Origin of the sequence: Methylobacterium sp. SD274, from assembly GCF_017355285.1 — a bacterium.
Taxonomy (GTDB): Bacteria; Pseudomonadota; Alphaproteobacteria; order Rhizobiales; family Beijerinckiaceae; genus Methylobacterium.
On the sequence record NZ_JADIJP010000010.1, the window covers coordinates 120,059 to 141,056 of the forward strand.

The 20,998-nt window shown below is 64.5% G+C and carries 18 protein-coding genes; 9 read left to right on the forward strand and 9 right to left on the reverse strand.

Annotated elements, in window-relative coordinates; translation table 11 throughout:
- Window positions 1–321: 321 nt before the first annotated feature.
- The 6 genes from IPV08_RS11240 (at window position 322) to IPV08_RS11265 (ending at window position 8,910) form a co-directional block, all read left to right on the forward strand.
- Entirely contained in the window at window positions 322–1,059 is a 738-nt protein-coding gene (locus IPV08_RS11240) for a lytic transglycosylase domain-containing protein (RefSeq protein ID WP_244478007.1), read from the forward strand.
- A gap of 154 nt (window positions 1,060–1,213) precedes the next feature.
- Window positions 1,214–1,675, forward strand: a complete 462-nt coding sequence (locus tag IPV08_RS11245) for a DUF4126 family protein (protein WP_207411948.1) — start codon at window positions 1,214–1,216, stop codon at window positions 1,673–1,675.
- Window positions 1,676–2,094: 419 nt separating this feature from the next.
- Window positions 2,095–2,475, forward strand: a complete 381-nt coding sequence (locus tag IPV08_RS11250; RefSeq protein WP_018043373.1) for a response regulator — start codon at window positions 2,095–2,097, stop codon at window positions 2,473–2,475.
- A gap of 84 nt (window positions 2,476–2,559) precedes the next feature.
- Window positions 2,560–4,470 carry an AI-2E family transporter gene (locus IPV08_RS11255; protein WP_056427234.1) on the forward strand — a complete coding sequence of 637 codons (1,911 nt, stop codon included), beginning with the start codon at window positions 2,560–2,562 and terminating at the stop codon, window positions 4,468–4,470.
- 4 nt (window positions 4,471–4,474) lie between these two features.
- Window positions 4,475–5,863: a pentapeptide repeat-containing protein gene (locus tag IPV08_RS11260; RefSeq protein ID WP_246747904.1), complete on the forward strand. Its 1,389-nt coding sequence runs from the start codon at window positions 4,475–4,477 to the stop codon at window positions 5,861–5,863.
- A gap of 68 nt (window positions 5,864–5,931) precedes the next feature.
- Window positions 5,932–8,910: a response regulator gene (locus IPV08_RS11265; protein ID WP_056427236.1), complete on the forward strand. Its 2,979-nt coding sequence runs from the start codon at window positions 5,932–5,934 to the stop codon at window positions 8,908–8,910.
- Between the two features lie 139 nt (window positions 8,911–9,049).
- On the opposite strand, the gene IPV08_RS11270 is transcribed toward IPV08_RS11265, so the two are convergent.
- Window positions 9,050–9,382 (reverse strand): hypothetical protein, encoded by a 333-nt coding sequence (locus IPV08_RS11270; protein WP_207411950.1) that lies wholly within the window; start codon window positions 9,380–9,382, stop codon window positions 9,050–9,052.
- Between the two features lie 117 nt (window positions 9,383–9,499).
- The gene (locus IPV08_RS11275) at window positions 9,500–9,697 is read right to left on the reverse strand and encodes a hypothetical protein (RefSeq protein ID WP_056427242.1); all 198 of its coding nucleotides are present in this window, start codon (window positions 9,695–9,697) and stop codon (window positions 9,500–9,502) included.
- Window positions 9,698–9,970: 273 nt separating this feature from the next.
- Between IPV08_RS11275 and IPV08_RS11280 the strand changes: the two genes are divergently transcribed.
- Window positions 9,971–10,927, forward strand: coding sequence for a glycosyltransferase family 2 protein (locus IPV08_RS11280; protein WP_207411951.1), 957 nt, complete (start codon window positions 9,971–9,973; stop codon window positions 10,925–10,927).
- A gap of 93 nt (window positions 10,928–11,020) precedes the next feature.
- On the opposite strand, the gene IPV08_RS11285 is transcribed toward IPV08_RS11280, so the two are convergent.
- The 7 genes from IPV08_RS11285 to IPV08_RS11315 form a co-directional block, all read right to left on the reverse strand.
- On the reverse strand, window positions 11,021–11,896 hold the full coding sequence (locus IPV08_RS11285; RefSeq protein WP_207411952.1) for a rhamnan synthesis F family protein: 876 nt from the start codon (window positions 11,894–11,896) through the stop codon (window positions 11,021–11,023).
- 278 nt (window positions 11,897–12,174) lie between these two features.
- A complete protein-coding gene (locus IPV08_RS11290; protein WP_207411953.1) occupies window positions 12,175–14,682 on the reverse strand; it encodes a glycosyltransferase in 2,508 nt (835 codons plus the stop codon).
- Window positions 14,683–14,687: 5 nt separating this feature from the next.
- Window positions 14,688–15,605: a glycosyltransferase gene (locus IPV08_RS11295; protein WP_207411954.1), complete on the reverse strand. Its 918-nt coding sequence runs from the start codon at window positions 15,603–15,605 to the stop codon at window positions 14,688–14,690.
- Entirely contained in the window at window positions 15,605–17,407 is a 1,803-nt protein-coding gene (locus IPV08_RS24940) for a glycosyltransferase (protein WP_207411955.1), read from the reverse strand. The genes IPV08_RS11295 and IPV08_RS24940 overlap by 1 nt, the downstream gene beginning before the upstream one ends.
- 138 nt (window positions 17,408–17,545) lie before the next feature.
- A complete protein-coding gene (locus IPV08_RS11305; RefSeq protein WP_207411956.1) occupies window positions 17,546–18,301 on the reverse strand; it encodes an ABC transporter ATP-binding protein in 756 nt (251 codons plus the stop codon).
- 7 nt (window positions 18,302–18,308) lie between these two features.
- A complete protein-coding gene (locus tag IPV08_RS11310) occupies window positions 18,309–19,097 on the reverse strand; it encodes an ABC transporter permease (RefSeq protein ID WP_156467756.1) in 789 nt (262 codons plus the stop codon).
- 148 nt (window positions 19,098–19,245) lie between these two features.
- Window positions 19,246–20,178 carry a LysR family transcriptional regulator gene (locus tag IPV08_RS11315; protein WP_056427262.1) on the reverse strand — a complete coding sequence of 311 codons (933 nt, stop codon included), beginning with the start codon at window positions 20,176–20,178 and terminating at the stop codon, window positions 19,246–19,248.
- 99 nt (window positions 20,179–20,277) lie between these two features.
- On the opposite strand from IPV08_RS11315, the gene IPV08_RS11320 reads away from it, so the two are divergent.
- Window positions 20,278–20,640 carry a hypothetical protein gene (locus IPV08_RS11320; RefSeq protein WP_207411957.1) on the forward strand — a complete coding sequence of 121 codons (363 nt, stop codon included), beginning with the start codon at window positions 20,278–20,280 and terminating at the stop codon, window positions 20,638–20,640.
- A 162-nt stretch (window positions 20,641–20,802) separates the two neighbouring features.
- Entirely contained in the window at window positions 20,803–20,985 is a 183-nt protein-coding gene (locus tag IPV08_RS11325) for a DUF3606 domain-containing protein (RefSeq protein ID WP_056427268.1), read from the forward strand.
- Window positions 20,986–20,998 lie beyond the last annotated feature (13 nt).

Consider the following 20,998-nt stretch of genomic DNA (forward strand, 5'->3'; position numbering starts at 1 on the left):
TGCGTCCGATCGCATCCCCCTCGGAGGCAAGCGGAATCGAGCGCATCGCGGAGTCGGCGGATTGTGCAACGCGGCCGGATCGAGCTCAGGCAGGGCACTCGCGGACGGTCAGGGTGGTAACCGTAAGATCACATCTTGTCGGGAACTGGGACCGGGCGCCCCGACACCTCAGCAAGGTTGTAGCCTTCCCATGCGGAACGGCTTAGGGCGATCGGCAAAGCTGGCGGTCTCCTGAGAGCTGCCGCGACGAAGGAGTTTCGGATGACCAGACGCGGCTACAAGGGGGCCATCATCGCCGCCGGCCTCGGTGCCCTGGCCTGCATGGCCGGCACGGCGCAGGCGGCCCAATGCGGCAACACGGCCAGCGGTTTCGAGGCGTGGAAGACCCAGTTCGCGCAGGAAGCGAAGGGACGCGCCAGCGCCGCGAGCCTCGCCGCCCTGATGGAGACCTCCTATTCCGGCGCCACCATCTCTGCCGACCGGGGCCAGAAGAGCTTCCGCCTGACCCTCGACCAGTTCCTGGCCAAGCGCGGCGGCCCCACCATCGTCGCGCGCGGCCGCAAGCTGAAACAGACCAACGCGGCGTTGTTCGCCTCGATCGAGCAGCGCTACGGCGTGCCGGCCGGCCCGCTCCTGGCGATCTGGGGCATGGAGACGGGCTTCGGCGCCGTTCGCGGCAATATCAATACGCTCTCCGCCGTGGCGACCCTCGCCTACGATTGCCGCCGTTCGGACTTCTTCACCGACCAGCTCTACGCGGCTCTCACCCTCGTCGATCGTGGCATCCTCAACGCCTCGACCCGCGGCGCCGCCCATGGCGAGGTCGGCCACACCCAGTTCCTGCCCAAGAACGTGCTGACCTACAGCACCGGCGGAAGCCTCGACAGCGCCCCCAACGCGCTCAACGCCACCGCGAACTTCCTCAAGGGCCACGGCTGGAGGGCCGGAGCCGGTTACCAGCCGGGCGAGCCGAACTTCGCGGCCATCCAGGGATGGAACGCCGCCACCGTCTACCAGAAGGCGATTGCCCAGCTCGGACGCCAGATCGACGGCGAGTGACGGATTTTCGGGGCCCTGCGGGGCCCCGTTTTCGTTCGGTCGAGCCGATCGTTTCGGGGACACGCGCGGCGCCGCTTCCCTAAGCCCACCTTGACTTGGCCCGTGCCCGGTCGATCTTCCGGCTTCGACGATGGCGTCGCAGCAGGAAAACTCCATGGCCGGGATCGTTCTCGCGGGATTGATCGGGATGGTGGCGGGTCTGCGGACCTTGACCGCGCCGGCGGCCGTCGCCTGGGCGGCGCATCTCGGTTGGATCTCCCTCGACGGGAGCTGGCTCGCCTTTCTCGGATACCGCTCGACGGCCGTCATCCTCACCCTTCTCGCACTCGCCGAGTTCGTCACGGACACGCTTCCCGCCACGCCGAGCCGCACCGTGCCCGTGCAGTTCGCCGCGCGGATCGCGAGCGGCGCCCTTTGCGGCGGTGCGATCGGGACGGGCCTCGGACAGCCCGTCGCCGGAGCCCTGGCGGGCGCGGCGGGCGCCGTCATCGGAACGCTGGTCGGCTCCCGGGCGAGGGCGTGGATGGCCGCCTCCTTCGGTTCGGACCGGCCGGCCGCCTTCATCGAGGATGCCGTCGCCGTCATCGCTGCGATCCTCGTCACGAGCGCAATTTAGCACCGCGTCCGGGCTTCGCCTCCCGGCCCCGCCGACGGATTCGATCTCTTCCCGCCTTGCCGCTTCGTATCTCGTCCGTGACGGACGATAGAATTGTCGGCATCGAGGACCGGAAGCGCGATTGGTGCGTTGCAGTTCATCGTCACGCCTGACACCAGGACGCTCCGCCGTGGGGAGCGACAATCCGGGGCCGGGCGAGGAGAGGGCGATGACCTTTGCACCCCTCCGCCGCACGGCCGGACATATCCGGCTCCAGCCGGCGGCGGAGGGGGCAGGGACGTCGTGGCCGGGCCGGCAGGCACGGAGACCGATGTCTTCAATACGAGTGGTCGTGCGAGAGGGATCCAGGCCTCCCGAACGAACGATCACGCAAGCGCAGGCCCGAAGAGTCGGGTCGAGATGATGCCGGAGTTCCGTTGATGGCCAAGATCCTGCTGGTGGAAGATCATGAAGAGATCTGGGACTTCCTGTCCCGCCGTCTCAAGCGACGTGGCTACGACGTCATCCTGGCCCATGACGGCGAGGCCGGCGTGCAGCAGGCCCGCGCCGGACGGCCGGACGTGATCCTCCTCGATATGAACCTGCCCATCCTCGACGGCTGGTCGGCGGCCCGCGCCCTGAAATCCAGCGGCGATACCCGGGACATCCCGATCATCGCGCTCACCGCCCACGCCATGCTGGGCGACCGCGACAAGGCGATCCAGGCCGGCTGCGACGATTACCATCCCAAGCCCATCGACTTCTCCAAGCTCCTCACCCAGATCGGCGCGGCTTTGGGCGGCGCGGAAACGCCGGCCTGACCGACGGTCCGATCCAAGACTTCGCGCGTCCCGTCGGGACGGGGCTTCCACTGACACGCGTCGAGACGAGAAGACCCATCCTCCATGAGTGACGATCCCATCACCGCGCGCCTGATGCGGCAGGCGATGCCGGTGTTCACGATCCTGGCCTCGTGCCTGCTGGTCGTCACCATCGCGTCGATGCTGTATTTCGGCCGCGACATCATCGTACCCGTAGTCCTGGCGATCCTCCTCAGCTTCGTCCTGGTGCCCGCCGTGCGCGTGCTGAGGCGGGCGATGGTGCCGCGCGCCGCGGCGGCGCCCCTCGTGGTGGTGGCGGCTTTCGCGGCAATCATCGGGGTCGGGCTGCTCATCACCACCGAGGCGGGCCAGCTCGCCTCCGACCTGCCGCGCTACCAGATCACCATCCGCGAGAAGATCGCCTCGGTGAAGGAGGCGACCTCGGGCAGCGGAACCCTGTCGCGCATCGTCGACATGGTGCAGGACCTCGGCGAGGAACTGCAGCCCGCGGCCCCGAAGGACGAAGACCTTCCGGGCCGGTCGGGCAGCCGCGCCAACCCGCTCCACGTGGTGGTCGCGACCCCGCAGGCCGCCCTCGCCACGACGCTCGGCGCCTTCGTCGGACCGATCCTGCACCCGCTCGCCACCGCCGGCCTGATCCTCCTCTTCACGATCTTCATCCTGCTGCAGCGGGAAGACCTACGGAACCGCGCCATCCGGCTCGCCGGCTCGGGCGACCTGCGCCGCACCACGGCGGCCATCGACGACGCCACCAGCCGGCTCAGCCGGTTCTTCCTGGCGCAGCTCGCCCTTAACATCGCCTTCGGCGCGGTCATCGGCACCGGCCTCTGGTTCATCGGGGTGCCGAGCCCGATCCTGTTCGGCGTGCTGGCGGCGATCCTGCGCTTCGTGCCCTATATCGGCGGCGCGATCAGCGCCCTGCTGCCCCTGATCCTGGCCGCTGCGGTGGATCCCGGCTGGTCGATGGTTATCGCCACCGCGCTCCTGTTCCTCATCGTCGAGCCCATCGCCGGCCATGTTGTCGAACCGCTGCTCTACGGCCATTCCACCGGCCTCTCTCCGCTGGCGGTCATCCTGGCGGCCACGGTGTGGACCTTCCTCTGGGGACCGATCGGCCTCGTCCTCGCGACGCCGATCACGGTCTGCCTCGTCGTCCTCGGCCGCCACGTGGACCGGCTCTGGTTCCTCGACGTCATCCTCGGCGACCAGCCCGCTTTGGCGCCGCCCGAAATCTTCTACCAGCGCATGCTCGCCGGAGACCCGGCCGAGGCGATCGAGCAGGGCCGGCAGGTGCTGAAGGCGCGGGCGCTGGTGACCTATTACGACGAGGTCGTGCTGGCGGGCCTTCGCCTCGCGCAGGACGACCTCGCCCGCGGGGCCCTCGACCGGTCGCGCCAGAGCGAGGTCGGCGCGGCGATCCGCACCGTGGTCGACCGGCTCAAGCTCGCGCCGATCAAGCGGTCGGGCTCCGCCGCGAATGCCGAAGCGGCGGCGGCCATCGCCGCCGCCGGACCGGATCGCAGCAGCGCCGGCATCGTCCTGGCGCGGGACGATCTCGCTGCGAACTGGCGCGGCACCACCCCGATCCTGTGCGTCTCGAGCCGCGGTCCCTTCGACGAGGCGGCGACCCTGATGCTGAGCCAGATCCTCGGCCGCCATGGTCTGGCCGCCCAGATGACCTCGCTGGCCGACCTGCGCGCCGACAAGCGGCCGGAGCGCACCGACGAGATTGCGATGATCTGCTTCTCCTATCTCGAACCGGTCAGCCTCTCGCAGATCCGCCTCACCGTCCGCCAGGCCCGCAAGGAGCTTCCCGGTGTGAAGGTGCTCGTCGGGTTCTGGCGCGAGCGCGACCCTTCGACCCTCGACCGCCTTCGCCGGACCACCTCCGCCGACGTGCTGGTGACCTCCCTCAACGATGCCCTCGACGCGGCCCTGCGCTATGCCGCGCCGGAGCGGGCGGGACGCGGCTGAGGCCATGACCGCTCGCGACCCCGCCCAATCTCATGCCGCCACCGATGGGCTTCTGGCCGGTATCACGGAGGCGGATGGGCGTCCTTTCCGCGCGGATGAGGACCGGCTCGCCTTGTCCGGCCTCCGGGCCGGGCGCGAGGAGCTGCTGGCGCGCATCCCTCCCGGCGAGGCGGCTCCCCCATGGTGGGACGGCAGACATCGCGGCCTCGGCCTGTCCCGCGCGCATCTCGACGGAGCCGATCTCGTCGAGGCCGACCTGTCCGGCGCCAACCTGTCCGGCGCCTCCCTCGTCGGGGCGCTGGCGCGCTCGGCCCGGTTCGAAGGCGCGATCCTGGAGGAAGCGAATTTCAGCGAGGCCGATTGCAGCGGCGCGGATTTCACCGGCATCGTCGGCGGCGAAGCGCATTTCTCCGACGCCATGCTGGAGGACGCCAACTTCACGGGCGCGACGATGCGCTTCGCCCGGATGCAGCGTGCTCTTCTGGACGGCGCGACCTTCGCCCGTGCCGACCTCTGGGGAGCCGACTTCACCGGGGCGGATGCCGATTACAGCCGGTTCGATGGCGGCCGCCTCGATGAGGCGAACCTCTCCGACATGAACCTGACCTTCGCCAATTTCGACGGGGCGAGCCTCAAGAAGGCGCGTCTCACCGGCTCGCGCCTGCGCGGCGCCAGCCTCGCCGGCGTCGCCCTCGACGGGGCCGACCTGTCGGGGGCCGATCTGTCCGACACCAACCTCGTGCGCCTCAACCTGATGTCGTGCCGCCTGAATCATGCACGGTTCTCGGGTGCGCTCCTCACCGGTGTCCGCTTCCGGGTGGACCAACTCGGAGGCGCGGTCGGTGAGGAGATCGCGGGCGAATACGAGGCCGCGCAGGCGAGCTATCTCGCCATCGAGCACAACATGAAGAGCATCGGCAGCCATGACGAGGCGAGCTGGGCCTACAAGCGCGGCCGGCGCATGGGCCGGCTCCATGCCGGCGCCGAGGCGCGGGCGGCCTGGGCCCGACGGACCCGGGCGCCCCAAACCTGGAAGCCCGTCCTGCAATCGGGATATCGCTGGGTCGCCGACCGGTTCGTGGAATGGCTGTGCGATTACGGGGAGAGCCTGTCGCGCATCGCCCGTGCCTTCGTGATCCTGATCTTCGTCTTCGGCGCCCTGTTCGGCATCGCCGGCGGGCTGATCCCCGAGGGCGGCAGCGGGAGCGCGACGTACAATCCCCTCGACCTCCTCAGCTACAGCGCCCTCAACATGATGACGGCGAACCCTCCCGAGATCGGCGTCAAGCCGGTCGGGAGGTTCACCAACCTCCTCGTCGGGATCGAAGGCGCCGCCGGGATCATCCTGATGGGCCTGTTCGGCTTCGTGCTGGGCAACCGGCTGCGACGATAGGCATTCGCCGGACGCGCCGTCCCCCGCACACCACCGATCCGTCATCGACATCACCGCGAGCCGCCCCGATGAGCACCCCGACCTCCTCCCGTCGCCTCTGGCGCTGGCGCAGCCCCAAGACGGTTCCCACCGCCCTGAAGGGGATCCCCGGATCACCCGTCGCCTTCGCCCTGTTCGCGGTCGCCCTCATCGCGGGCCTCGCCAACTACGTGTTCGCCGAGCGCAGCCGAACGGAAGCCACCCGCCAGCACGACATCATCACGCTGAACGAGCGCCTGCTCTCGACCATGAAGGACCTCGAGACGGGCATGCGCGGCTACACCCTGACGGGGCTGCCGAACTACCTCACGCCCTACAAACGGGCGCTCGACACCCTCGACGGACAGATCGGCGAGCTCGACCGGCTGGAATCGGAATCCGCCGATCCCGGAACCGCCCGGCGCCAGGAATTGCGGACCCTCATCACGGGTGAACGGGATTTCGCCCGCCGGGTGGTGGAAGCGCGGGATGCCAGCGGCTTCGAAGCGGCCGTGACCCTCGTCCGGACCGGGGAGGGCAAGCGCATGATGGACGGCATCCGCGAAGCCACCCGGGTCGGCCAGGACCATGCCCGCGACAGCCTCGCCCGCTCCGAGACGACGGAATTCTGGCGCGGGCTGATCCTGTCCCTCGTCTGCGCGGCCTCGGCCCTGGCTGCGATGGCGCTCCTCGGCCGCATCGCCCTGCTGCGCCGCCGTGACAGCCAGCGCATGACGGCTTTGCTCGACGGAGTCCTCGCCAACGCTCCCGTGGGCCTCGGCTTCCTCGACCACACCCTGTCGATCCGCCATATGAACCGCGCCCTGGAAACGATGAACGCGCGCGGATTCCAGGCGTCCCTCGGCGGCCCGATCTGGGCCGCCCTCCCGGAACTCGAAGACTTGCTCCGTCCGAAATTCGAGGCGGCGCGCGACAACGGCCTGATCACGCCCGATATCGACGTCGCGGTGCCGACCCCGAGTGCGCCGGGCGGCGTCCGCCATCTCCAGATCAGCGTCTATCCGCTGCCAGGCGCGGCGGGCCTCTCCGACGGGACGGTGGACGGCGTCGGTTTCGTCGTCACCGACGAGACCCTGCGCAAGCTCACCGAGGAGCGCACGCGCCAGAGCGAGCAGCGCTTCCGCTCTCTCACCGAGGCTACCTCCTCCATCGTCTGGGCGACTCCGCCGGATGGCGGCTTCACGGTCGCGCCGTCCGAATGGACCCGCTTCACCGGCCAGACGCCGAAGGAGGCCGCCGGCCACGGCTTCCTCGCGGCGATCCACCCCGACGACCGCGAGAAGACGCAACTCGCCTGGGATCATGCGGTCACCCACGTCACCCTCTACGAGATCGAGCACCGCCTGCGCCGCCATGACGGCGTGTGGCGCTACATGGCCGTGCGCGGCGTCCCCATCCTCGACGAGGCGGGGACGGTCCGCGAATGGGTCGGCGCCCATACCGACATCACCGCGCGCAAGGAGGCCGAGCAGGCGCTGGAAGCCGCCAAGGAAGCGGCGGAGGAAGCCAACCGCGCGAAAAGCCAGTTCCTGGCCAATATGAGCCACGAGCTGCGCACGCCGCTCTCGGCGGTGATCGGCTATTCCGAGATGCTGCAGGAGGAGATGGAGGATCTTGGCCAGGAGAGCCTGCTCGCAGACATGCGCAAGATCGAGTCGAATGCCCGTCATCTCCTCGGCCTGATCAACGACGTCCTCGACCTCTCGAAGATCGAAGCCGAGCGGATGGAGATCTATGCCGAGGCCTTTCCCGTGGGCGAGATGGTGCGGGAAGTGGCCTCCACCGTGGACGCCCTCGTGGCCAAGAAGGGCAATACCCTCGTCCTCGATCTCGCGGACGATCTCGGCATCGCCCATACCGACCAGACCAAGCTGCGCCAGTGCTTGATCAACCTTCTCAGCAACGCGGCGAAATTCACCGAGAACGGGCAGATCACCCTCTCGGCCGTGCAGGAAGGCATCGCCGGGTCCACCTCACTGGTCTTCCGTGTGACGGATACCGGCATCGGCATGAGCCCGGAGCAGCAAGCCAAGCTGTTCGAGCGCTTCACCCAGGCGGATGCCTCGACGACGCGCCGCTTCGGCGGGACAGGCCTCGGCCTTGCCATCACGCGGGCCTTCGCCACCATGCTCGGCGGACAGATCGACGTGGCGAGCCGGGAAGGGGAGGGAACCACCTTCACCATCCGGATCCCCGCACAATACCGGGAGACCGCCACCGAGACTCGGGAAGAGGCCCCCGACGGTTCCCCGGCGCAGCCGGCAGCCACGCCGAAGACTGGCGACCGGGTCCTGATCATCGACGACGACCCCGCCACGCGGGACCTGCTCACCCGCTTCCTCGAGAAGGAGGGCTTCCGGGTCGCGAGCGCGGCCGACGGCCGCGAGGGGCTGGAGCTCGCGCGCAGCCTGAGGCCCCGCGTGATCCTCCTCGACGTGACCATGCCGCGCATGGACGGCTGGTCGGTGCTGCGGGCCCTGCGCGCCGACCCCGATCTCGGGGCGACGCCGGTGATCATGGTGACGGTTCTCGACGAACAGAGCCTCGCCTTTTCCCTCGGCGCCACCGACTACCTGCACAAGCCCATCGAATGGGGGCACCTGAAGGAGGCGATGGAGCGTTTCAAGGCAGGGGCATCCGATGGGCCGGTGCTCGTCGTCGACGACGATGCAGACGTGCGCGAGCGGATGACCGCGATGCTCACCCGCGAGGGCTGGCGCGTGGCCTCAGCCGAGCATGGCCGGGCCGGGCTGGAAGCGGTGGCCGTGAAGAAACCCTGCCTGATCCTTCTCGACCTGATGATGCCGGAGATGGACGGGTTCGGCTTCCTGCGCGCGCTGCGGGCGAAACCGGAATGGCGCGACATCCCCGTCGTGGTGCTGACCGCCAAGGACGTCACCGCCGACGACCGCCGGCGTCTCGCCGGCCAGGCCGACCGAGTGCTGCAGAAGGGCCAGCTCAGCCTTTCCGACCTCTCCGACGCCCTCAGATCCCTCGTGGCCTCATAACAAGGGTGGGGCCCAATTCCAACGCCGCGGCCGGCCGCGGCGTCGGCTCTGAAGCAGCGGGCCACGCCTCGATCCGCGGGCAGAGGTCCCCGTCGAACATCGGCGGTCATCCTCCGGCGGGGAGACGGTTCGCGTCGGTTCAGATCGACTCGTAGGCGAAGAGGAGCGTGATCGTGGACAGGCCGATGAGGCCGATGACGAAGCAGATATCGGCGATCCGCTCCAACCGGAGGGCGAAGGGACGGCCATCGTCGAGGCGCATCGAGAGATACGAAGCCGCCGCACTGGCGAGAAACAGGATCGCCGTCAGCGAAACGGCCTCGTCCACATGGCTCGGTCCGATCCGGGCCTCGGCGATCTTCACCAATCCCACCAGCGTCGTGCAGACCCCGATCATCGTTCCCGCAGCGGGCAGGATGTGCTGAGAGAGGGCGCGGGTGCCGTACCCGCCCTTCGGGCTTCGTCCGTTCATGCGGAACTCCGGCGCTTGGAGGGTCGAGACCGCACGATCGCTGTCCCGTCGAGACCTGGGCACGACGACAGCGAAACGGGAAGGCCGGCCGGACATTTCCGGCCGGACGGCGGGCGGTCAGGTCGGGTTCTGCGGATCGATGGTTCCCGCTTCGGTCTCGGTTTCGCCGCCGGGGGCTTCGTCGAAGGCCTGCATCCAAGCTGCGTGATCGTCGCTTCCCTCGGAATACGGGCAGCTTTCGCGTGTCCTGCCGTAGAGGCGGGCGTTCCGCCCCTTGATGAAAGGGCTGTCGCTTGCGGTGGCACCGTCGCTCATGGTTCGTGTCCCATCCCGGATGTTACTGGAACCTGGGAAACGCGGTAGCGGCGGTGAGGATCGATTGCGCCGTCACCCTGCGACGAAAAACCCGCCGCGGCGTGAGCCGGGCGGGTGAAGGGAGAGTCTCTTAGCTGAACCATAACGGGCTCGCTCGCGGCAGGTTCCGTCATTCGCCCGGACGAACCGTTTCCCGCGACGCGACGTCCGCAGCTTGCGCGGCGCTCACCGGAATGGCAGTCCCGCCTCTACGTGCCGCAACGGGAAGCCACCTTGTCCGCGCAAACGCAGACGATAGCCGGGATCGTCATCTATCATCCCGACCAGGCGAACCTTCTCCGTCTCGTCGGCGTGCTGGCGCCCGACGTTCGGGAAATCGTGATCTATGCGAATTCCGCATTCTCCCAGCAAGACGAGGAAACCCTCCGCGCGGCGGCACACGGGACGGATCTGTCCGTGATGCGCCCCGGCAGCAATCTCGGCCTCGGTGTCGCTTATAACGTACTCCTCGACCACGCCACCAAGCGAGGCGCACCCTTCCTCCTGCTTCTCGATCAGGACAGCCTGCCGCCGCCAGGTGCGATCCCACGGCTTGCCGCACTGCACGCACGGCTGGCGACGGCCGGAAAAAAGCCCGCCATCGTCGGGCCCCGCCCGACGGATTGGAGCGGCAAGCCGTTGCGATCCCCGCCCGAACAGGAGGGCGGCAGAGACGAGACGAAGGCGACCCGTGTCCAATTCGTGATTTCGTCAGGTTCCCTCATGAATTGCGAGGTGGCGCGGGCCGTCGGTCCGTTCCGAGCGGATTTCTTCATCGATGCCATTGATGTGGAATGGTGCATGCGGGCCAACCACCGCGGCTACTCCATTTGGATCGCGGACGATGTTCCGATGGCCCACGAACTCGGCCGCGGCCGAATTCGGCTCCCTTTCGGTCTCACGCCGACGGACCAGCCACCGCGACGGCTCTACACCTTCCTGCGCAACCAACTGGCCATGCTGCGCATGAGCCACGTCCCTCCCGCCCACAAGGCCAGGACGCTGCTGCTCCTACCCCTGCGCATCGTGGTGTATCTCGGGCGAAACCGCTTCTCCAGCGAGGTTCGGACAGCTCTCTGGCGCGGCCTGATCGACGGTGCCTGTGCCAAACTCGGGCCGCCGGAGGCCGCGCTCGCGAGGTCGGCACTTCGGCAGGACAACAGCGCGAAGGCCTTCAAACGGCTCGAATAAGGCCTCCGGGCCGCCATGGCGACGGGCGTTTCGCCATCGCATGTCCGGCCGTGCTCAGAGCCGGAAGTATCGGACCGCACTCTGGCCGCCGCATCATTTCAGAATTCGCCCGTCGAGACCGCGAACGCTGAAGCCATCGGCCCAGGCAGAGATGGTGAAGCACCGCTCGATTGCATGGTGGAGAGTCGCGTCGAGTTGGCGTTCCTCCGGCTCGAAATCCTCGGGGCGCAGCTGGAGATGCCGCAGCCGCGCGAGTGCCGCCGGCCGAAACCAGAACATGGACCCTTCAAAGAATCCCAGACGGACGGCATCGTCAGGCATGCCCATCCGCCGCACAATGGCCCTGACACGCGCCTCGTTGGCCATCCAATAGGATGGCGCTGCCCGGTAGCTGGCCTTCCAGCCGATGAGACCGGTATCGGGCTTTTCGAACGCAGCCAGCAGCCGAAGAGTCGCATTGCGACCGCCCGCAAGCATGGTGAAGAGAAGCTTGCGTCGAATCTCGCCGTCGAGCAGATGCGGGCTGCGTTTGGTGTGCAGCTTCAGGACCGCGTCGTAAGAGTCGAACGTCCCTGCGTTGAGCAATGTAATGAAAGGGGCGATGTCACGACCCCGATTCTCGCACGGGTGCAGGATCGCCCCGGGAATGCCCCGCAGCAGATGCCGAGCCTGCTCGATCCTTTCGCTCGGAACCGTAAGGTGAAGCGGAGCCCCATCGGGCAGCGTCGCCCGGCAGGCCAGGATCTCGGGCAAGAGATCGAGGTAGTACACGTGCGCGACGACGGCCGTCCGAACGTCGGGATGATGCGCGGGCGTGCCGAACCGCGCCACCGCCTGCTGCAGGCGCTGACCAGCCGGCGATACGAAGGCAGCGCCAAGCGTCAGCGCTGCGATCTTCTGGTAGACGTGGCGACGGTAAGCGCGGGAACGCAATCCGAGGCGGCCGATGGCCATCAGGCGTGCTGACATGACCAAATGCTGAACCTTGCAAAGCGGGACGCTGGATCACCAAACATGGTCCATATGCTTTCTCATGCCAGGGACGAGACGGCTTCGGCGACGGAGTCCATACAGGGCAATCTCGATCGCGACGTGACCTTCGGAACCATCGATGGCAATCGCTTGGCCCTCTCATTACCGGCGCGTCGCTGCCTGATCCACAACGTGGACATGGCATCTTATCCGATCCGGGACGAAGCATTGCGAAGACGGCGGATCAGACCGATCCGCTCGGAATCGTGCCCAGATCAAAAATGAGGGGTAATTGAGGCTACTCTTTCCTCTGCTCCCGCCTCAACATGCATGTCCAAGGATCTCATCAGCGTGATGAAGCGCTTTCCGACGCTTTCAAAAGAATAGCGGCTTCGCATCACCACTTTGCCTTCCTCGGAAAGGCGCGACCATAAAAGGGGATCTTCGTGTAGGCGGATAATCGCCCCTGCGATTTCATCCACGTCTCGTCCGACCAAAATACTGCGATCTTCGACCAACCCCATACCTTCCGATGCGATCGGGGTTGCGACGCACGGAAGGCCCGCAGCCAAGCTCATCGCCACCTTACCCTTGATGCCGGCCCCAAAGCGGAGCGGAGCGACCGTCAATCGCGCGTGCGAGAGGATCGGTTCCAGTTCCTGCACGAAGCCCCGCACGAAAATCCCGGAATCGGGATCGGCAAGCTGCCGAACCTCGTGAGTTGCGTTACTGCCGACAATATCTAGTCTCGCATGGGGCAGGGCACGACGAACCTTCGGCCAGATATCCGTCGTCAGCCAAATAGCTCCGTCAATGTTTGGAGTATGCAGAAAGCCTCCCACGAAAAGAACGCCAGATCGCTCCGAGAAATCCGGGCAATCAGATGTAATATTACGAGCAAAAGGAATAATGTGAATTGTAGCTTCTGGCACCAAGCCTGCCAGCATACGCCCCTCTTCTTCGCTCAAAACGATCGTAGCGTCGGCTTCCGACATGCAGCGCAGCTCCGAAACACGACGTTGCGCAGCAGCTCGGGCCTTTTCTTGACATCCTTCTAGGGCCGCTTCCCGCTCCTCGCGAAGGAAATGCAGATCCACCGTGTTAAAAACGATGCGTACATTGGGCGCGCAACGTCTCACATGGGCAAGCAGGCGCTCCGCAACATGGATCCGGTTCAAAATGAAGAGATCGAACTCGCCCGCACGCTCTTGCAATACTTGCTCGGGAGACGAGTCGGCTGGAACCGCAACGTAATCGACATTGCTGTTTTGCATAGCGTCGAGATACAATGGATCGCCGACACGCGCTATGATCGACATGAATGAGACATCGTATCCGATCGCCTGAAACATTTTCAGTTGATGCCACAGATCGAGCGAACCGGAATCCTGGTCCGGCGTGGGAACAGTCCAGTCGATGAAAAGAATGCGCGGCACGCGATTCTGCCGAACCTTAGCTACTTGCCTGGAGGGCGGCACGACTAACATGTGGACGCGACGTCTCGCATTGGCGGTAAGACGACCGATATGGCGGACGGGTGCAGACAGCCGCCATGATGTCGATGTCAAAACCTCTCCGATATGACGCTTCTGCTCGGCCACGATAGCGTAGGTCTGGTCCATTTCGCGGCGCAGATCGGCGATCTGGGTTGTCGTCTCGTCCGCCTGCTCGCGTAACCGACCGATCTCCGCATCCTTGGCTTCTCTCGCGCTTTCCAGATGCTGGATCCGCACATCGCCCCGTGTGTTTCGGTCCTGAAGCCGCTCGACCTCCGTCCGCATGACATCGACCTCTGCGGTCCGTTCCGAGACCACGTCTTCGAGATGCTGGATCACTATCTGAGCTGCGGCAACCTCGCCTTGAAGCCGCGTGATTTCGGTATCCCGCACTCCGACTTCGCGAGCCAGCGCGGCGGCCTCGCCTTGTAGCCGCGTGATCTCGATATCCCTGATACCAACTTCCCGAGCCAGTGCGACGGCGTGAGTCTGATGGCCTTGCTGCTCGCCAACCCAGGCCATGTCATTCAGCGCGCTAGTGAAAAGCTGCGGCAGAGGCCCATCGGATGCCACGGCGATGAGATAATGCGCGCGCGGAGCGCCCAGTGTGCGGCGGTAGGCTTGCCCGTCGACGGATGAATGCAACTCGAGGTCGGCAGGTGCGCCGCCGTCAAGGCCAATGAAGGAGCCCACGATGGAATCCTGCTCCAATATCGCGACGTTTTTAAAATGACCTCGAATTAGAGCGTCGAATTGCGGTCGAGTGAGTTCCTTTAGATGAAACTCATTCTCGTGCCCGTCTTCCAAAGTGTAGACATCTTTGTCGGGCGAAGAGATAATCAACAACCCGTCCGCTCGTAGCGCATTCTTCACACCAATCATAAACGCTTGGTGCTCGACGAGATGCTCGATCGTTTCAAAGCTGACAACAACGTCGAAAGATTCGCGGTCCTGTATGTTCGCTGCATCCCCTTTCCGAAACGATAAATTGTCTTTCACGTAGTTTCGTCGTGCGAAGTCGACCGTCGCCTCGTCCAAGTCGACACCGATGACGCTTCGCGCGACCGTGCTGAGCAGCGCAGAGCCGTAACCCTCGCCACAAGCGACGTCGAGAATATCAAGACCGAGGCAAAAGCGCGTAGCGAACAAATAGCGATGATGGTGCTGATGCCGAATCGGTCCGGATATGCTTGACGTGTAACGCTCTCCATTGAAATCGAGCTGCTCCTCCGGTCGCGGAAACTCGAGATCGTCGGCTTGCGGCGAACATGAATTGGTAATGATCATGCCGGTTATCTCAGGTGGCCAAGTAGGGTCTGTCGGAGCGTCCCCCGTAGAACGATGTCGTAGAATACGGCGGCGGAAGGAGCGCTGCCGCGAAGTGCCTGCAAAAGGCAAATTAGGTTGCTCATGCCCTTGCTTTCGAGCGCAGCGATGAAGGCACTGACGCCGTCTACTAAATCTCCGCCAATCAGACGGTTGCCGCCTTCATGCAAGGCGTTCGCCCAGACGGCAGCAATCTCTAAGCGAATATTGTCCAGGTCTTCGGCGATCGTGTTCCGCGGATGCACACGATACTGAATATGCTTAAAACCGCGGTCAACGGCAACGCGCCCCCGGGTGAAGGCTGTCATCAGGAAGTCCAGATCGTGGCAATAGCGAAGGTCGCGGAAGGATCCTGCCCGGCGCCAGAATGATTTTGCGATCACCATATTGGACGTTGTCGCCACCCAGTTCTCGTGGAGAAGCGACAATTGTAGCAATGCATGGGCATCCCGGGCGGCAAGTGCGCGTCTCATCCAATCCGCGGCAACTCCGTGATCTTGGACTCGGTTCTTCTCATTGATGATGTCCGCCTCTCCCACGATCACATCGAGAGTAGGATCCTGTATCATCAAAGCTCGACAGCGGGCCAACTTGGCGGGATTGAAGACATCGTCTGAGTTCAATACGGCAATATAATCGCCACTTGCGATGTCAAACAGCTTATTAATCGTGGCATGCGCACCTATATTCGCTTGCGCAATCGCTCGCCCAACTGGGAAGTTCCGCATTGCCTTTCGAGCAACCTCAAGCCCCCCATCTGATGAACCGTCATCGAGAAGAATGACCTCATCGGCAGGCGATGTCTGTCGTGCTACACTGTCCAGTGCCGTCTCGATATATTTCTCGTGATTATACAGCGGTATGATGACAGAAATTCGAGCCATTATTGAATATCCGTATCAAACAGAGGAAAGTATTGCGTCTTGTAACGCAGATCGCGAGTGCGCTCCTTAATCCGCCGGGCAGGATTTCCTCCGACGATCGTGTAGGGAGCGACGTCCCGCGTCACGACCGCGCCAGCAGCGACGACTGCTCCCTCTCCAATAGTGACACCCGGCAAGATCGTCGCTCGGGCACCGATCCAGACATGATCTTCAATGGTCACCGCCCCCTCGACGCAGACGAAGTCCGGGTTCTGAGGGTCATGCGTCAGGGTTTGAATCAGCGTATAATGCGATACATTTACATTGTTGCCAATCTTCAACGTAACGCGACCGTCGAGATAGCAGAACCGGTTGACGACGGTGTTCGAACCGATTTGGATCTTGTAGCCGGTGACGAAACAGCCCGAGCAGATCGTCGACGCCGTCCCCATTCGGACGTGACAGAAGCGCCTCAGAAAAGCATGCCTAATCCTGTAGGGCATCCAGTTCATAAACAAATGGTTTGCCAGCCAAAAGGATAAGGCTGGCTTGTAGCGATAGCGGGCGTCGCGGTAAATCCGGCGCAGCTTACGGTCGATACGCAGAGCTATGGACGATTTCCGCGTCACGAGTTTCGGCATTTCCGGGGGCGGAGCCGGAGCCGCCGCAACCACCTCGTCCATGATGGACTGATAGCGCGCGAGCACAGTGTCAAATCCATGCCTCTGGTGCAGCTTTGCGCGACCCCGCAAGCCAGCCATGCTCCACTGCTCGCGGTTGGCTGCAAAATCGAGCATGGCCTGCGCCAAAGGCTCAGCGAGACGATAGCTTTGTGGAGTGTAGGCGAGCCGGTCGAGCTCGGCGGATTCGAGCTTTAGGAAGTCGGGATATTCGGTCGGTAGAAGAATACCGGTGTCGTTGCGCTCTATTACCTCGCCGGCGCCACCAGTGTCGGTCAGAATCATCGGCTTTGCGTAATGCATCGCCTCGTTCATCGCGATGCTCCAGCCTTCGATGAAAGACGGAAGGAGAAAGGCATCGCTTATTCCCATCGGGTCTGCAATGTCCTCGAAGTACCCGGGCATCAAGATGTGTTTGTCGAGTCCCTCGCTCGCAAGGTAGCCCTTCAGCGCCTCCACATGTGGCGCGAAGATCTCGTTGCCTACGCACAACACTCGGATGTCACGACGCGCAGCAAGAACGCGCTTCATCGCGGCAGCGATCAGATAGTGACCCTTGTGCAGGTTGTAGGAGGCAGGATTCAGAAAGACGTAGTCGTCCTTTCCGATTCCGAGCGAGGACCGGTCTAGTTTACTCGCCCGGTCAAGGGGATAGCGGGCGAAGTCGAGACCGTTGGGCACCACGACCACTTTCTCAGGTGCCGCCCCGAGCTTGGCCTGGGCGTATTCTGCGGCTTTCGGGGATACCGCAATGTATTTCGATACATAGCGGTCCCCTGCGCGGAACGCTGCACATGCGGAATCTGGCAGAAATATATAGACGTTATGGATAAAGCAGACGATAGGCACGCCGCAAGCGGCAAGATATGGATACCCAACGTCGGAGAAATGCGCTTGCGCAATTGACGGCTTAAACTCGTCGATCAGGGCTGGATATGCCTCATTCACCCGATCCACGGGCAGTTGGCGAACCGTGACGCCTGCAGCCTGTGCCTCGCGGGCGATGCTCCCCAAGGGACCAGTGGTCACGACCATGAGTTCGTTTCCATCGACTCTGCGGAGGCCGAGCGCGATGTCCAGAACAACTTTCTGAAGGCCACCTTTGTCGAAGGAGGGTACTTCCAGCAGAATTCGAGCCGTCATTTTCGGGAGGTACCTTTGGGGACTTCGCCCTTTTTCTCTAAGCAATCAATTAAGTTGCACAAGCGGTTGCCTTGGAGATTCCAGCTGAAGTTGAAATCATCCACACAGCAGGAACGCTTCTGACAGAGCATGGGTCGCTCAGCCCGCCCCGTCCGCTGCATAAGCCGCCAACACCTCGTCCGGCGCGCCATCCATCATCAGCGTGCCGCCCTTCATCCAGAGCGTGCGGTTGCAGAAGCGCTTGATCGAGGCGTTGTCGTGGGAGGCGAGGAACATGATGCTGGCCTTCTGGATCATGCCGTGCAGACGTTTCTCGGCGCGTTCCGCGAAAGAGGCGTCGCCGACGCCGATCACTTCGTCGAGGATCAGGATGTCGGGATGGACGGCCGTGCTGACCGCGAAGGCGAGCCGCAGCATCATGCCGCTGGAATAGGTACGGATCGGAAGGGACAGGAACTCGCCGAGTTGGCTGAACTCCTCCACGTCGGGCACGATCGCCTGCGCCTGCTTGTGGTTGAGCCCCAGCATGATACTGCGCATCTCGATATTGTCGTAGCCTGAGGCATCCGTATCCATGCCCATGGACAGATCGATCAGGGACGAGATGCGCCCCTCGATGGTGGCGGTCCCCGAGGTCGGCGGATAGACCCGGCTGAGCACCCGCAGGAGCGTCGTCTTGCCGGCGCCGTTACCGCCGACGAGACCGATCCGGTCACCATCGCGCGCTTCGAAGCTGACCGCGTTCAGCGCCTTCACCACCTGGACGCTGCTGTCGCGGTCGTTCTGCAGGCCTCCGCCGACCGTGCGACGCAGAATCTCGCTCTTCAGGGCACGGCCGCGCGAATTGTAGACGGCGAGCTCGACGCTCGCCTTGTCGAGGACGATATGAGCCATCCTGCCCTCAGAGCCAGTACACGACGCGGTGCGAATATTTGCCCGAGAATGCCAGGGCGATCAGCCAGCCAATGACCAGCAGGCCGAGCAGGATGAGATAGGACGTTGCGCTCGGCAGATGGCCCAGCAGAGGCTCGCGCATCACGTCCAGCATGCTGGCAAAGGGGTTCAGAATGAGCACGGGATGGTCGACCCGCAATTGAGAAGGCTTGAACACGACCGGCGAGACGAAGAACGCGACTTGTACGACGCTCGCGACGATCTGCGGAATGTCGCGGAACCGCGCCGACAGGATGGCCAGGAGGTAGCCGATCCAGGCCAGGTTGGCGAGCACGAGCAGCAGGCCGGGAACGAACAGCAGGATGTGCCAGTCGATCACCGTGCCGGTGACGAGGAACAGGACCGGCAAAATGATCAGGTTATGGGCGAAGATGAAGAGGTTCCGGGCCATCGTCCGCAACAGGTAGGTGAACCGCGGCAGCGCGACCTGCCGGATGATGCTGTCGTTATCGGTAAAGCTCGAACAGCTTTCGTTGATGGTCTGCGACATCAACCCCCAGAGCACGAGGCCTGTGCCGAGATGGGGCAGGTAATCGGCCATCGAGGTGCCGAAGAGCGAGGCGTAGATCCCGCCCATGCCGAAGATCATCACGGCCATGCTGAGGGTCAGCCACAGCTGACCGACGCGCGAGCGGCGATACCGACGGATCACGTCGTTCTTGGCCAGCATCCACCACATGCGCCACGCGCCGAAGCCTCCGACGACGTCGGCGACCCCTCCTGCTACCAAACCCATGCGGCCTCTTTCCCGGAGCCCTGCTCCTGCGGAGCAGCCGATGCCGGCCCTCCCAAAGCACGCGCCTGCGCGCATTGGCAAGTTTTGGGTCGCCGGGGGCAGGAGATCCGGACCGGACGTGGTGCCGGGCCGCGCGAGTCGAAGCGTCTCAACCGACCTGTGCCGCGTCGTCGGCGAGAGCGAGAAGCGTCTGGCGCAACCAGCGATGGGCCGGGTCGTCGTCATAGGAGGCGTGCCACAGCATCGAGATCGCCACCTCGTCGAGGGCCAGCGGCGCCGGGCTGACGGCGAGGCCGAGGGTTCCGGCAAAGAGGGTGGCGAGGCGCTCCTGCATGGTGGTGAGAACGGGCGCGCTCCGCACGAGGAAGGGCACGGCGAGGAAGCGTGGCGTCGTCACCGCAAGGTCGCGGCGAAGGCCGAGGAGGGCGAGGGCGTCGTCCACCACGCCATGCGCCGTTTCCTTAAGGCTGGTGAGCACGTGGGGAAAGCGCAGGTAATCGTCCAGCGAGATCGGCGGAGTGAGCCCGACAAGGTCGGCATTGAACAGGCAGACGTAGCGGTCCCGGTAGAGCAGCCTCTGCTTGTGGTGGGTCTGGCCGTGGCTGAACGTGCCGATGCCGAGATCGACCCTGTCCGCATCGAGTTCCTGCAGGATGCGGATACGGTCGATGGAGCGCAGGAGCAGGCTGATCCCCGGTGCGTGCCGCCGCAGATAGGCCAGGAGCCGTGGGCCGAGCAGCACCTCGGTCGAATCGGGCAGGCCGATGGTAAAGGTGCGCGTTACGCTGCGCGGATCGAACGCCTCGTCGCGCCGGACCAGCGACTGGATCTGGCGCAGCAGGGTACGGACGGGTTCGGCGAGGGCGAGGGCGCGAGGGGTGGCGCGCATCCCCTCCGGTGCCCGCGTGAGGAGTTCGTCGCCGAAGGTGGTGCGGAGCCGGGCGAGGCTGCTGCTCATGGCCGATTGGCCGATGCCGATCCGGGCGGCGGCGCGGGTGACGCTGCGCTCCGCCAGCAAGGCGTCGAGGGCCACGAGGAGATTGAGATCGATGCGCGACAGATCGACGTGATCAATAGTCATTATCGATTCTATCTTTTTGATCCATGCTGCAGCGCACAGCATATTCGGTCTCGAAGCAAGGGCGCGCCGCGCCCCGCCCAACGAGCGAGTCCAGATACCATGACCTTTCGCAACCTCATCACCAGCGCCGCCCTCACCAGTGCCCTTCTCGCCGGCCAAGCTTCCGCCGAGACGATCAGGCCCCTGGGGGGCGGCAGCGTCAGCCTCGGCGATCTTTCCGGCGTGGCCTATTATACCACCGAACCCAAGGGCTACCGGGTCGTCGTGACCCTGGCCCGCACCGAAACCAGTCGCGCCGTGCGGTTCGAGACGATCCTGGCTTCCGGCCAGAGCGTGACCCTCTCGACGCCGCAGGAACTCGGTGCAACGGCCGATTCCATCGAGATCACCCGCTCCGGCGACACGGTCGCGGTGAGTAGGCCCCGGCCCGAGCCGCGACGGGAGGCCGCCGCCCGCGATTGAGGCAAAACCAGACTACGATGAGTGTGGCTCATCGTCGTCTGCCCGGGCGATTGCTCGGAAGCGTGCGGGGGCACTCTTCACGAAGCCTGTCCTGCGGGGCAGAACCGTCCATCATCGGTTGGGCTTTCTCCGCGTGGTAGAATTCATGGTGGGACAGGATTCATGGCAGGACTGAAGGACAAGCGCGGCTTCATCGACAAGGACAGGCTCGATCTGTCCGAGCGGCAGGCCGTGGAGCACTGGATGAAACGCTGGGGCGTCACGCGCGATCAATTGATCGCCGCCCACCGCAAAGCGGGCCATATGGTCAAGGACATCGCCGCCGAACTCGGCAAGAAGCGCTGATCGGGCGGATGCC